We start from the raw sequence: 14,374 nt of genomic DNA, 5'->3' as shown, positions 1-14,374 counted from the left end.
GAGAGCGCGGTGCGCCTTTCCGAGCAGGAATCGAGAGGGGTACGGCCGTGGCCGCATCAGGAATCAGTCATGTCCGGCGGCGACGGATGCAGAGGCGAGATCTCTCCATCGACGGCGTTCGACGTCGCAGTGGATGGGTCGGCCTTCTCGCCGCTCTCGTCGTCGTGTTCAGCACTCTCGCTCCGACCGCCGCGATGGCCGCCCCGACCGGCATCACCCTCACCCCGGCCACCGTCACCGCCGCCAGCGGCGTATCGACGACGTTCACCCTGGGCGTGTCGTGCAGCACGGACGGCGGATGCACCGACGCCAAGGTGACGATCCCCACCACCGCCGTCACCGGCACCGACGGTCTGACCGATTTCGGGTCGTGGATCGGTACCAGCTCCTGCCCCGATCTGACGCGTACGGTCAGCGCCGGTCAGGTCGTCTTCTCCTTCACCAACACCCTCCCCACCGGTGGGCGTCAGTGCACCTTCCCGATCACGGCCCCCAACTACAAGGTCGCGAACGGCACCGTCGCGACCATCACCGCCTCGCTGACGAGCTCGAACTCCGACACGAGCACTGCCCCCTCGATCCCGTACACGGTCACGGCAGGGCGCAACGCGGGCGTCACGAACTCGACCCCTGCCTCCGTGCTGGTGGGCGGCAGCTTCGGCTACACGATGCAGTTCACCTGTGGCCAGGGCACCGGCAGCGTCGGCACATCGGCGATCAACCTGACGGCGACCCTGCCGACGAACTTCGACTATCAGAGCTACACGACCAGCCGCGGCACGCTTCCGGGGACCGTGTCGTACGACCCGGCCACGCGTCAGTTCACGTACTCCGATCCGGCCGGAGCCGCCTGCAACGGCTCGGTCGCGGGGAACGCCGCGAACCTGTTCACGATCGTGCTCACGGGCAAGGCGACGAGCGCCGTGGGCTCGCAGGTCTGCAATTCGGCGTCGGCATCGTGGACGTACATCGACGGCGTCTCCGGCTCGGCGGCATCGACCTCCGTCTGCACCCGCGTCGTCGAGATCAACACGAGCGCCGCGAAGGCGGGCGGCACGAACTCCACGCTCGGCAACGTCGGCCAGTACGCGGCGGCCGACGGCGGCAGCCGCGGTCAGTACGTCTTTCCCGGCAACTGGGACGGGTCGGGCGCGACCGGATACTACGAGGTGACGGCCTACACCGCGCCGACCCAGACGGCGAACTCCGGCGTCTCCTACGGGTTCACCGATCCGATGCCCTGTCTGACCAACGGCGTGAACGACAACTACACGTCGAACGCCGCGGGCACCTACTGCCAGAACCCCGGATTCGTCCCCACGCTCGTCACCGCGACCGGATGGGTGCCGACGGCATCCGAGCTGCTGACCCTCGTCTACACCGACGGCACGACCTCCACCGTTCCGTACACGGCGAATCGCGGCTGGGTCGTGCCGACCACGCGCGCCGTCGCCGAACTCCGCACGCAGCCCGTCGCGGCTCAGGGCTCGAGCGCGAGTACCTTCATGCGCATCCGGGTGACCGGATACGCCGCTGCCGGGGTGCCTGCCCCGGCCGTGCTCTCGAACCGCGCCAGCGTGACCCCCTACCTTTCGACGGATCTGTCGACCCCGATCGCCGCACCCACGCTCCCCGTCGGTCGCCTCCAGGTGGAGGTGCCGCCCGCGAACGACAGCCCCATCCTGCTGCCCGCACTCACGACGACGCGCATCGGATCGACCTGCACGGCGAATGTGACACTGACCTCGGGGAACAACGTCACGCGCATCGAGCTCGCCACGGCCCCCTCGCGCGCCATGTACATCGACTACCTGGCGCCGGCCGGCACGGCATCCGTCGCTGCGGCGACGACCACGTTCGGGTTCACCCCGATGAACACGTCGGGAGCGTCGCTCCCGACGTACACGTCCGGTGCGATCGCGCCGACGACCACACCGGACTACAACGGCACGGGACGCACGCTCATCCGCTGGGCGGTCCCCGCCGGTGTGATCCAGACCGCGGGCCTCTGGGCCGTGCGCCCCACGAGCGGGCTCGGCGTCATCACGCTGGAGTCGGGCTGTGTCGGCACCTACACGGGTGACGTCACGATCGGCTACGGCGCGCCGATCTACAAGTGCTACGTCGCCACCGGCGTCGCGGGTACGACGGTCGTTCAGGATGCGCCGCTGCACCCCTTCGGTACCACGCAGCTGCGCGACAACGCGGCACCCGCGTCCGGCAACTACTGCGGCTGGTCGAGCAGCCTCACCATCCAGAACGACACCGCGGCGTTCGTCGTCGACAAGACCGTGCAGGGCAACCTCGATCCGTCGCCGATCGGTTCCGGCGGCACGGGTCATGTGAGCGTCGACGGCGGTGCTGCGACCTACACCGTGACGTTCAAGAACAACGGCCAGAGCGTGCTCAAGAACCCGGTCATGTACGACCTGCTCCCGCGGATCGGTGACACCCGGGCATCCTCCACGGCCCCGCGCGGCTCGGCTTTCGCCGTCGCTCTGACGAGTGTCGCAGCGCTGCCCGCGGGGGTCACGGTGGCGTACTCCCAGGCGACCAACCCCTGCCGACCCGAGGTGCTGACGCCGAACGCGGGGTGCACGGACGACTGGACGACGACGGCTCCGGGATCGCTGGCGAGCGTCACCGCGCTGAAACTCGTCTACACCGGGAGCATCGCGCCGGCGGCGGCGTTCTCCGCGAGCTACACGGTGAGCACCCCGGCCACGGCTGCCGGGAACATCGCCTGGAACAGCATCGGCACGAACGTGACCGCCGGAGACGCCCGGATGGGCGCCGCGGAATCGTCTCTGACGGGCCTGCAGGCGCAGAGCGCTCAGCCCGCGATCACGAAGACGGCCGATCGGACGGCGGTCGACGCCGTGGGGCAGGTCGTGAACTTCACCTTCACGGTCTCGAACAACACGGCCGTGCAGCTGAACGACGTGCGCGTGACCGATGCACTGGTGAACTCCGCCGCGTCGAGCGTCGCCCCCACCCCGGTCTGCGTCGAGCGCACGTCCCCGAGTGCCACCTGCTCCGGGGCGACCACCTCGCTCGCCCCCGGGCAGTCGGCGACCTTCACGGCCGCGTACACGATCACCCAGGCCGACCTCGACCACGGTTCGGTATCCGACCAGGCCACGGCCACTGCCACCCCTCCGACGGGACCGGCGCTGAGCAACAGCACGGGCATCGTCACGGTCACGGCGACGCAGAACGGTGCCCTGACGCTCACCAAGAGCGCCTCGCCCGCCACCGTGGACTCGGTCGGTGACGAGATCGACTACACCTTCGCTGTCGTCAACACCGGCAACGTCACCCTGCGCGGGCTGAGCATCGCCGAGACCGCGTTCTCCGGCACCGGCTCGCTGTCGGCGATCACGTGTCCGACGGGTGCGCTCGCCCCGGGAGCATCCGCCGAGTGCAGCGCGACCTACCCGGTCACGCAGGATGACCTGACGGCCGGCTCGATCTCGAACACCGCGACGGCGTCGGCGAACACTCCGGCCTCGGCGGCGGTGACGTCCGCGGCATCCACCGCTGTCGTCGACGTCGAACAGGTCGCGTCGCTCAGCCTCGTCAAGTCGGCGTCCCCCGCCGGGGCGGCGTCGTACAACGCAGGGCAGGTCATCACGTACTCGTTCGTGGTGACGAACACCGGCAACGTGCCGGTCACGGGCATCACCGTCGACGAGGTCGAGTTCACCGGCAGCGGTGAGCTGTCGGCGATCGACTGCCCGGCCGACGAGCTTGCACCGACGGCGCAGTTCATCTGCACGGCGACGTACACGCTGACGCAGATCGACGTCGACAACGAGGCGCTCGAGAACACGGCTCGGGCGAACGGCACGGCCGTCACGGGAGCCGTCGCGTCGGACGAGTCGTCAGTGCGCACCCCGCAGATCGCGGCCTCGAGCCTCGAACTGACGAAGACGGCGAGCACGAGCTTCGTGAACGCTGCCGGTGACCCCCTCACCTACTCGTTCACGATCCGCAATGCGGGCAATGTCACGGTGTCGGAGATCGCGGTCGACGAGACCGCGTTCACGGGCACCGGCGGTACTCCCGTCGCGACCTGCCCCTCGACGACGCTCGCTCCCGGCCAGCAGGTCGTCTGCACCGCGCCGTACTCGGTGACGCAGGCCGACATGAACGCCGGCGGGATCGACAACACCGCTCGGGCGACGGCCGTCGACACGACCGGAGCGGACGTCGTCTCTCCGGAGGACAGCGCCTCGGTGACCGCGAATGCCGCCCCCGCCCTCTCGGTGGAGAAGAGCGCGGACGTCGAGACGTATGACGCCGTGGGCGACGAGATCGTCTTCTCCTTCCTGGTGACGAACATCGGGAACGTGGGCTTGACCGAGGTGGCCGCCACGGAGCGGACGTTCACCGGTACCGGGACGCTCGGTGCGATCGACTGCCCGGCGGACGAGCTGGCGGTCGGCGAGTCCTTGACCTGCACCGTGGGGTACGTGGTCACTCAGGTCGACATCGATGCCGGTCGTATCGTCAACACCGGCGCGGCGACGGGCGAGGCGCCCGACGGCACGACCGTGATCGCGGTCCCGTCGACGGCGACCGTCGATGCCGTGCAGGCGCCGGTTCTCGAGCTCGAGAAGACGGCCACGCCGGACGAGGCGGATGCCGCAGGGGACGAGGTCGTGTACACCTTCTCCGTGATCAACAGGGGAAACGTCACGCTCTCCGGAGTGACGGTCGCCGAGACCGCGTTTTCCGGAACCGGCGCGCTCGCGGCGCCCGACTGCGACATCGCACTCGCTCCCGGTGAGGGAGCGACCTGCGAGGTGACCTACGCGCTCACGCAGGCCGACGTCGATGCGGGTGAAGTGTCGAACACCGCGGTGGCGACCGCATCCGCCGCCGGCGCAGCCGTCACCTCGGAGGCCTCGACCGCCCTCGTCACGGTCGACCGCCAGCCCGCACTGTCGCTGGTGAAGTCCGCAGACATCGCAGACCCCGAGAGGGTCAACGCGGGTGACGTGGTCACGTACGGCTTCGTCATCACCAACACCGGCAACGTGACGATCAGGGACGCCGCGGTCGTCGAGGGCGAGTTCACCGGAACGGGTGCGCTCGGCGAGATCGAGTGCGAGAGCGGCGACCCGCTCGCCCCGGGCGATCAACTGATCTGCTCGCTGCCGTACACGGTCACGCAGGACGACGTCGACGCGGGGACGCTCTCGAACACCGCGATCGCGACCGGCGCGGGTCCGGCGGGCACCGAACCCCCGAGCTCGCCGGAGTCCACGGTCGAACTGCCCGCCCCGGCCGCCCCGGCGCTCTCGCTGGTGAAGAGCACCGAGGTGACGAAGGTGACGGCGGCAGGACAGGTCGTCGGGTACACCTTCACGATCACGAACACCGGCAACGTCACCGCGCGCTCGGTGTCGGTGAGTGAGGACTCGTTCTCGGGACGCGGTGACGACCTGGTCGTGACCTGCCCGGCCGACGACACGCTCCTGCCTGGTCAGGTCATCGAGTGCGCCGCGACCTACACGGTCGTCGCCGCCGACCTCGACGGCAGCGCGCTGGTCAACACTGCGAGCGCCCGCAGCGTCGCCCCGGATGGGACCGAGCTCGCCTCCGACCCGTCGACGGCGCGGATCGTCGATGTCGTCACGGCCCCCGGTTCGGAAGCCGACGAGCAGGCGGGGTCCGGGCTGGCGATCACCGGCGGAACACTGGCCTGGGGTGCGGCGATCCTCGCCTTCGGACTGCTGCTCGCGGGTGCGGTGCTCCTGACGGTGCGCTCGCGCCGCAGGCCGCAGGAGGACTGACCCGAGCGGTTGACGACAGGGCCCCCGGACCTTGCGCCGGGGGCTCTGTCGTTTGGGGATTCCGATCTACCGAAGGCGCATAAAATCGATCCATGACCGCCGGCCCCGCGACCACCTCGGGTCGGCGAGCATCCGCGACCCGCCCCCTCCTGCAGATCGCGGCGTTCTCTGCGGTGCAGGCGGTCGTGATCATCGTCCTCGCTCCATTCACGCCCCATGTCGCCGCATGGTTCCCGCCCGCGTACGCCCTGGTCGCCTTCCTGCAGACGCTGTTGATCTTCGCCGCGCGCCGGTTCACCGGCATCCGTTGGGGTGCGACGCTCGCCGCGGGTGTCACCGCACTCGTGTGCGGTCCTTTCACGGCGATCGGATGGTTGCTGGCGGTGCCCTTGCTGGCGGCCGCCGTGCTGTTCGATCTGGTCGTGGGCCTCGCCGAGCGCCGCAGTTGGAGAACTCAGCGAGACAGCATCGTGGTCGCGCTGGTCGTCGGGACCGCCTTGTTCCTCGTCTCGCTTCCGGTGATGTCGGTCGAGCATCTGGGACCGGTCATCGTCATCCTCACGCTCTTCGCCCGCATCGTCGCGACGTGGGTCGGAGCATTCCTCTCGGCACGGCTCGTGCACCGACTCGAGCGGCTCGGAGTCTCCGCGCATCGAGTGCAGACGGAGCCTCGCGTGGGCGACGCTTCGACAGGCTCAGCGACCCCGTCTCGGTGACGGGCGACGCTTCGACAGGCTCAGCGACCCCGTTCCGGTGGCCCCACCCAGGGGGCCGCTCCGCAACGGAGGAGATCACGCGCTCCGCAGGATCAAAACAGTGGATGCTTCCTGCGCAAGAAGCGATCTCCTCCCGTCGCGCGTAGGCCCCACCCCGCGAAACCCCCTCAGCGCCGCCGAGCCCCCGCGGGGTGGTCGGCGCCGAGCCGGTCCGCGCCGTCGGTGCGCAGGCGCGAGCGCAGCGTTCCTTCCGAGGGGCGTCCACCGAATAGCCCCCGCTCGCGCAGTCGGGGCGCGAGCAGCGTCGAGAAGTCGTCGAGCGACCCGGGCGACAGGTACTGGTGCAGCAGGAAGCCGTCGACCCCCGACTCCTCGACGAACTCCTCGATGTTCGCGGCGACCTCGTCGGGGGTGCCGATGAACCGGTCGTCGGCGAAGGCGGTCACCGAGGCGAAGCGGCGTCGCACGTCGCCCGCGGTGAGTGGCGGAGCATCCGACCGGGTCTCCTTCGTCTGCGTGTGGTTCGTCGACTGCTTCACGATGGGCTCGTCGTCGGCGTAGGCGGCGAAGTCGATCCCACTCCAGCCGGCGTACGCGGCGAGCTGGGCGTCGGCGTTGTAGTGCGACTGATAGGCGTCGAGCTTCTGCTGCACCTCGACGCGGGTGGGTGCGAGCACCGGGTTCATGCCGACGACGGCGCGGATCTGTTCGGGGTCGCGGCCCAGCTCGGCGGCGCGGGCGCGGATGCCGGCGAGCCCCTCCCGTATGGCCTGCGGGTCGGAGTCGCCGACGAAGATCAGCTCGGCGTGCCGGGCGGCGAACTCGCGTCCCCGCGGCGACCAACCGGCCTGGATCAGGTAGGGCGTGCGCTGCGGCGACGGCGGGCTCACGTGCGGACCGGCCACGCGGAAGTGCGCACCCTCGTGGTCGACGCGGTGCACCTTCGACGGGTCGGCGAAGCGCCGCAGCTCGCGACTGCCGACGTATGCGTCGTCGTCCCAGCTGCGCTCCCACAGGTCGTAGACGACCTCGAGGAACTCGTTTGCCCGGTCGTAGCGACTGTCGTGCGCGAGCACGTCGAGGCCGAAGTTCGCGGCTGCTCCCGGCAGGTACGAGGTGACGATGTTCCAGGCGATGCGCCCGGCGGTGAGGTGGTCGAGCGTGCTGAAGCGGCGGGCGTGGGCGAACGGATGCTCGTACGTCGTCGAGACCGTCGCCCCGAACGCGATGCGCTCGGTGACCGCTGCGAGAGCGGGGATGTGCAGGAGCGGGTCGTGCGCGGGAAGCTCGACGCCCCACTCGAGCGCGGTCGCGGGGCCGCCGCCGAGCGTGTCGTACATGCCGAGCACGTCGCCGAAGAAGAACAGGTCGAACTCGGCCTCTTCGGCGCGACGGGCGAGGTCGATCCAGTAGCGCAGGTCGAGCGCGCCGAGGCGCCGGTCGTCGGGGTGGGTCCACAGGCTCACGGCCCCGGACCCGTTGCCGACGCACGCCTGCTCGTACAGGCCGAAGAAGAGGGGCTTCGTGTCGGTCATGCGCGGGCTCCCTCGAACGGGGTCCCTGAGCCCGTCGAGGGGCCCCGCCCCACGGAACGCGCCTCCCACAGCATCCGTCCGTCGACCACCGTGCCGAGCGCCTCGGGCGCGCTCTCGACGATCTCGGCGAGCGCATCGCGCGGGTCGGCGGATGCCGTCGCGAACACCGCGAGGTCGGCCCGGGCGCCGTCGATCAGGGTGCCCGCCGGTGCGGGCCCGTCGGCGAGTCCGAGGGCGCGGGCCCCACCGGCCGTCGCCGCGTGCAGCAGCCGAGCATGCAGGTCGTCGGCCGAGTACCCCTGGGCGCGGGCGAGCCGGTGCAGTTCGGCGACGTCGTCGAGCACCCGCAGCGAGGGCGAAGACGACAGCGAGTCGGTGCCCACTCCGATCGGATTGCCCTCGGTGAGGTACGCGGCGATGGGCGGGGCATCCAGTCCGATGACGGCGTTCGAGCGCGGACACAGCGCGACCGACACCCCGCGTTCGCGCAGCAGTGCGCGGTCGGCGGCGTCGACGTAGATGCCGTGCGCGAGGTGCGAGTGCGGTGTGAGCACGCCGACCGTGTCGAGGTAGTGCACGACGCCGTTGCCCGATCCGTTACCCGAGAGCAGCTGCATGTCGGAGTGCCCGAGGCCGCGCCAGCGGTCGGCGAGGGGTCCGGTGCCGAAGCGGGCGAACTCGTCTTCGGATGCCGACTCGGCGGCGTGGATGTGCAGACGCACGCCGTGCGCCTCGGCGAGCCGCTGCAGTTCGCGGAACACATCGGTGTCGAGCGAGTAGATCGCGTGCGGCGAGAGGCCGGTCGCGGGAGGGGAGGGGAGCGCGTCGAGCTGGGCGAGCACGCGCTCGGGGCCGTCGTGCTGCCAGGCCGCGCGCTTCCAACCGAACACCTCCCAGAACACGACCCCGTGCAGCCCGGCGTCGTGCACGGCGCGCCCCGCCTCGGGGTCGGTGACGATCTCGGCGACCGCGGTCGTGCCCGACTCGATCGACAGGCGCACGCCCTCGGCGGCCGACGCTGCCCAGTCGTGCTCGACGCGGTAGCCCTTCTCAAACGCGAGCGCCCAGGTCTCGAAGCTCGGGTACTGCCCCCGGCCCACCGCCGCCATGTCGGTGTACTGCAGGTGCGTGTGGGCGTTGACGAGTCCGGGCGTGAGGGCGCCGTCCCATTCGCGGCGCTCGCCGATCGCGTCGCCGAGCTCGGCGGTGAGGGCGTCGTGCGCGCCCACTGCGACGATGCGTCCGTCGCGCACGGCGACCGCGCCATCGGCGATCGGGGGCGCGGCGACGGGCAGCACGGTGCGCGCGCGGTGGAGGATGATGTCGCTCATGGTCGTCTCTCGGGTGTGCGGGTCGGGTTCAGGGGGTGACGTCGCGGGGGCGCCAGGATGTCAGGTAGTCGCTCTGCGCGGACGAGACGGCATCCAGTCCGCCGCCGAAGGCGCCGAGCGCCAGCGCGGCCACGCGGTCGTCGGCGCTGCGGGGCAGGATGTGCACCGCGGGCGTGAGGGTGCCGCGGCCCGCGATCAGGTAGTCGACGGCCGAGAGCTGCACCCCGAACGACAGGTCCATGACCTGGATCGGATTGCCCTCGGCGGCGCTCACGTTGATGCAGTGGCCGTCGTCGAGCACGCGGATGCTGCGCCCGTTCGCGAGCCGCAGCACCGACACCGCTCCGCGCCGCGACGTCTCGACGGCGCCGGCGTCGAGGGCCGCGAACAGCGAGATCTCCTGAAACGCCCCACCGCCGACCGCGACGGCGGCGCCCTCGGGCAGCCGGTCGAGGTGCTCGACCGCGACGGTGTGCGCGATGCCGGTCGTCGAGATGAGCACATCGGCGTGCGCCGCGGCATCCGCCAACGGCTCCACGGCATACCCGGCGAACGCCGCCTGCAGAGCGGCCACCGGATCGACCTCGGAGACGGTGACGCGCGCGCCGAGGGCGGCGGCGTGGCGGGCGACGCCGCTGCCGACGCGTCCGAAGCCGACGACGACCACGTCGCTGCCGGCCCACGACTGGTCGAGCAGATCGGCGACCGCCAGCACCACCGACTGGCCGGTGCCGTGCGCGTTGTCGAACAGCGACTTGGTGCGGGCGTCGTTCGCGGCGACGATCGGGATGCGCAGGGCTCTCTCGCGCTCCATCGTGCGCAGCGGGCGCACGCCGCTCGTCGTCTGCTCGGTCGCGCCGGCCATCGACCCCAGGAGGCCGGGGCGCTCGGTGTGCGCGAGACGGATGGTCGCGGCACCGTCGTCGACGATCACCTCGGGGTGGTGGTCGAGCAGGGCGAGGACGTTGTCGCGGTCCTCGGCATCGGTCGCCCCGCGGTGCGCGTAGGTCGGGATGCCGGCGTGCACGAGCGCTGCGGCCACCGCGTCGTCGGTGTCGCGCCCGACGCACGAGACGGCGACGTCGGCACCGGCCTCGGCGAGCAGCAGTGCGACGGTCGCGGTCTTCGGCTCGAGCACGTCGGAGACGGCGATGCGGATGCCGCGTACCCGCCCGCTCTCGCGCAGCTCGGCCGCGAGAGCCGTCGTCGCGGGCATGAACTGCCGTGCCCACGCGATGCGTTCGGTGCCCTCGCGCCAGAGGGTCGGATCGGCGATGCGGCCGGTCATGCGAGCACCAGCTCGGCGAGGTGGGCGTCGGCCAGTGCTGCGGGGTGGGGCCCTTCGACAGGCTCAGGGACCCGGTCTCCAGGGGCGTCCGCTGCACCTGGGTCGCTGAGCTCCGCACCTGGGTCGCTGAGCTCCGCACCTGGGTCGCTGAGCTTGTCGAAGCGTCCCCCACTCGGGGCCCGGGCCGTGAGGATCGACAGGGCGACGAGCGCGTCGGCGAGGATGCTCGACTGCCCCAGCGTCTCGAACACCCCCGGGGCCTCGACGACCCAGGTGCCTTCTCCGACGCGGGTGACGAACGGACGAACCGTGTCGCCCGCCGACGACACGAGGCCGTTCGCATCCACGGACGCGTCGATCAGCACCCCGGTCACGGATGCCGGGTCGACGGCGGCATGGCCCTCGCCGGTCGTCAGCACGAGGTCGGCCACGGGCCACGGCTCGTCGACCGTGCGGGCACCGGCGAGGTGCGCGCGGAGGCGCGCGACCGGATCGGCGATCCCGCGGATCACCCGGGTGCCGCCGACGGTGAGCGTGGCGGCGAGACGATCGGCGAGCGGGCCGTCGCCGATCACGAGAGCGGATGCCGCGGGCAGCACAAGATTCGTGCGCCGGGCGAGCGCGCGCACGATCTGCTCGGCGCGCGCGTGCGCGAAGATCGCCGCGAAGGCGGGCAGGTCGCGGGGGTCGGGTGCAGCGGCATCCGACACGACATCGACGCCGAACGCCGCGCGCGCGGCATCCGCCACCTGCTCCGGCAACGCCGCGAACCGCCACGACACGGCGGCGGGCGCATCGCCAGGCTCAGCGAAAGGCGCCGGGAAGGCGGATGCCGCGGCCGCCGCCCACCGGAATCCCGGGGGCGTCACGGCATCCGTCGACGGGGTTCGGGAGGGGGCATCGGTCACGGTCGCGACGCTATCCGTTCGCCGCCGCGCGCCGCCGGTCTGTGACCTCTCATGACGCGCGGGCGAGCGCCGCGGGCGCGCGTTGTCTAGCGTCGGGGCAATGAGCGAAGGCATCCGTCCCGAATCCGTCCCGCACGAAGTGCTCGAACCGGTGTACGACTGGACGGGCTTCGGCTTCGACACCCGCCAGATCCACGCGGGGGAGTTCGACGAACCCGCCCACGGGTCGCGCATCGCGCCGATCTACCTGAGCGCGGCGTTCCGCTTCGACTCGTTCGACGAGAGCACGCGCCGCTTCGGAGGCGAGGACGGGCAGATCTACTCGCGCAACCTCAACCCCACGAACGAGGTCGCCGAGCGTCGCATCGCCGCACTCGAGGGCGGCGTCGGCGCCATCGTGGTGTCGTCGGGGCAGGCGGCGATCAGCGCCGCGATCCTGTCGATCGTCGGCAACGGCGACCGGTTCGTCTCGACCGCGAGCATCTACAGCGGCACGCGCATCCTCTTCGGTCGCTCGTTCGCCCGCTTCGGCGTCGGCGTCGACTACGTGCAGGATCCGACCGACGAGGCCGAGTGGGAGGCCGCGATCGGCCCCGACACCAAGGCGATCTTCACCGAGACGATCCCGAACCCCAAGAACGACGTGGTCGACATCGCGGCGGTCGCCCGCATCGCCGAGCGTCACGGCATCCCGCTCATCGTCGACAACACGATCGGCACCCCCTACCTCGTGCGCCCGCTCGAACTGGGCGCGCACATCGTCGTGCACTCGGGCACCAAGTTCCTCACCGGCCACGGTGCCGCGATCTCGGGCATCGTCGTCGACGGCGGCACCTTCGACTGGGCCGGGAGCCCGCGCGACTACCCCGGGATCACCGACTCGCCGGCGCCCGGCGTGCCGAGCGCTCTCGAGACCTACGGCCCCCGCGCCTACGAGTACTTCGTGCGCGGCGGCATCGTGAACGATCTCGGTCCGGCGCTCTCGCCGTTCCACGCGTTCCTGCTGCAGCAGGGCATCGAGACCCTGTCGCTGCGCATGGAGCGGCACGTGTCGAACTCCCGCGCGATCGCCGAGTTCCTCGCCCAGCACCCCGCGGTCGAGTACGTCGACTACGCCGGGCTCCCGGGGCATCCGCAGCACGAGATCGCCCAGCGCACCCTCGACGGCCGCAGCGGATCGGTGTTCGCCGTCACCGTGCGCGGCGGGCGGGCAGGCGCCGAGATCTTCATCGACAGCCTGCGCGTGTTCAGCCGCATGACCAACATCGGCGACGTGCGCTCGATGGTGCTGCACCCGGCGACCACCACCCACCTCTCGTTCACGCCCGAACTGCGGGCCCAGCTCGGCATCGACGAGGGGCTCGTGCGGCTGTCGGTCGGCATCGAGACGGTCGCCGATCTGATCGCCGACCTCGATTCTGCGCTCGCCGCGGTGAGCGCGCACCTTTCCGGCGATTCGGATGCCGCAGGGGTCGCGCCATGACCGCCCGCAGCCAGTGGACCGGGGTCGCGACCCGCGAGGAGAACGCGCACTGGCGCTCCGTCGCGCAGGCGGTGGCCGCGGAGCTCTCGGTCGACGTGCTCGCCCGCGAACGCGCCGGCGCCGTGCCGCGCGCCGAGTCTGCGCTGCTGCAGCGCTCCGGACTCACGACCCTGCTCGACCCCGCATCGCTGGGCGGCGGGGGAGGCCACTGGTCGTCGGCCTTCCTCGCGGTGCGCGAGATCGCCCGGGTGGATGCCGGCATCGCGCAGTTGCTGGGCTACCACTACGCCAACTCGGCCACGATCGCCCTGGTCGCGAGTGCCGACGAACGCGACGACTGGTACCGCCGCTCGATCGAGGGCACGTGGCTCTGGGGCGACTCGGTCAACCCGGTCGATCCGACGCTCTCACTCACCCCCGACGGAGACGGGTTCCGGCTGGCGGGGGTCAAGCGCTTCTCGACGGGATCGTCGGTGGGCGATGTGATCCTCGTCAACGCGGTGGTCGATTCGGGTCCGGACGAGGGGCGCTTCGCCTTCCTCGTGCTCCCGGCGGGGCATCCGGGTGTCGAGGTGCAGGACGACTGGGACTTCCTCGGTCAGCGCCTCTCGGCCAGCAACTCGGTGCGGTTCGCGGATGCTCCGGTCGGCCGTGAGCACCTGCTCGGCTTCGGCACCGACGAGTGGTTCCAGGCGCTGCTCACGCCCGCGGTGCAACTGCTCTTCGGCAACCTGTACCTCGGCATCGCGCAGGGCGCGCTCGACCAGGCGCGCGAACTCACCAACGCGCGGCCGAACGCCTGGTTCCTCAGCGGCGCCGAGCGGTACCGCGACGACCCCTTCGTGCAGCGCCTCTACGGCGAGCTCGTCGCGCAGGTCGCCGCGGTCGAGGCGCTCGCCGATCGCGTGAACGAGGAGTACGACGCGGTCGTCGCGCGCGGGGCCGAGGTCGACGAGCAGGCCCGCGGCGACATCGCGATCCGCGTCGCGCAGCTCAAGGTCGTCTCGAGCGAGACGGCGACCGATGTCGCCCACCGGGTGTTCGAGGCCACCGGGTCGAGTTCCACCTCCTCAAAGATCGGCCTCGACGCGCACTGGCGCAACATCCGCACCCACTCGCTGCACGATCCCATCGACTACAAGAAGCTCGAGGTCGGCGCCGACTTCCTCCTCGGCATCCGTCAGCCCCTGTCCCTCTACACCTGAGGTCGCCGAGGTTCCTCGGGGTGGGGCGCTTCGACAGGCTCAGCGACCCAGGAGCTGGGTCCCTGAGCTTGTCGAAGGGCCCCACTACGTGAAGCTGTGTCGTGTGG

At 71.0% G+C, this 14,374-nt stretch carries 8 protein-coding genes; 4 read left to right on the top strand and 4 right to left on the bottom strand.

Annotated features, from left to right (window positions below; all coding sequences use genetic code 11):
- The first annotated feature begins 47 nt into the window (after positions 1–47).
- Together ACTJKK_RS13100 and ACTJKK_RS13095 are read left to right on the top strand one after the other, a co-directional pair.
- Complete coding sequence (locus ACTJKK_RS13100; protein ID WP_440748322.1) at positions 48–5,801, top strand: DUF7507 domain-containing protein; 5,754 nt, start codon at positions 48–50, stop codon at positions 5,799–5,801.
- A 92-nt stretch (positions 5,802–5,893) separates the two neighbouring features.
- Complete coding sequence (locus ACTJKK_RS13095; RefSeq protein WP_440748321.1) at positions 5,894–6,517, top strand: hypothetical protein; 624 nt, start codon at positions 5,894–5,896, stop codon at positions 6,515–6,517.
- Between the two features lie 167 nt (positions 6,518–6,684).
- Here ACTJKK_RS13095 and ACTJKK_RS13090 read toward each other — a convergent pair whose 3' ends face one another.
- Genes ACTJKK_RS13090 through ACTJKK_RS13075 form a run of 4 tightly spaced genes read right to left on the bottom strand, consistent with a single transcriptional unit; the run spans position 6,685 to position 11,579 of the window.
- Complete coding sequence (locus tag ACTJKK_RS13090) at positions 6,685–8,052, bottom strand: NtaA/DmoA family FMN-dependent monooxygenase (RefSeq protein WP_440748320.1); 1,368 nt, start codon at positions 8,050–8,052, stop codon at positions 6,685–6,687.
- The gene (locus tag ACTJKK_RS13085; protein ID WP_440748319.1) at positions 8,049–9,383 is read right to left on the bottom strand and encodes an amidohydrolase family protein; all 1,335 of its coding nucleotides are present in this window, start codon (positions 9,381–9,383) and stop codon (positions 8,049–8,051) included. Before ACTJKK_RS13085 ends, ACTJKK_RS13090 begins: the two co-directional genes overlap by 4 nt.
- 28 nt (positions 9,384–9,411) lie before the next feature.
- Entirely contained in the window at positions 9,412–10,671 is a 1,260-nt protein-coding gene (locus tag ACTJKK_RS13080; RefSeq protein WP_440748318.1) for an adenosylhomocysteinase, read from the bottom strand.
- Complete coding sequence (locus tag ACTJKK_RS13075) at positions 10,668–11,579, bottom strand: hypothetical protein (protein ID WP_440748317.1); 912 nt, start codon at positions 11,577–11,579, stop codon at positions 10,668–10,670. The genes ACTJKK_RS13080 and ACTJKK_RS13075 overlap by 4 nt, the downstream gene beginning before the upstream one ends.
- A gap of 100 nt (positions 11,580–11,679) precedes the next feature.
- On the opposite strand from ACTJKK_RS13075, the gene ACTJKK_RS13070 reads away from it, so the two are divergent.
- On the top strand, positions 11,680–13,062 hold the full coding sequence (locus tag ACTJKK_RS13070) for an O-acetylhomoserine aminocarboxypropyltransferase/cysteine synthase family protein (RefSeq protein WP_440748316.1): 1,383 nt from the start codon (positions 11,680–11,682) through the stop codon (positions 13,060–13,062).
- Entirely contained in the window at positions 13,059–14,267 is a 1,209-nt protein-coding gene (locus ACTJKK_RS13065; protein ID WP_440748315.1) for an acyl-CoA dehydrogenase family protein, read from the top strand. Before ACTJKK_RS13070 ends, ACTJKK_RS13065 begins: the two co-directional genes overlap by 4 nt.
- Positions 14,268–14,374 lie beyond the last annotated feature (107 nt).

Origin of the sequence: Microbacterium sp. 22179 (genome assembly GCF_052045715.1) — a bacterium.
GTDB classification, from domain to species: Bacteria; Actinomycetota; Actinomycetes; order Actinomycetales; family Microbacteriaceae; genus Microbacterium; species Microbacterium galbinum.
The sequence above is the reverse complement of the archived record's forward strand: the minus strand, read 5'-3'. Positions and strand labels throughout refer to the sequence as shown.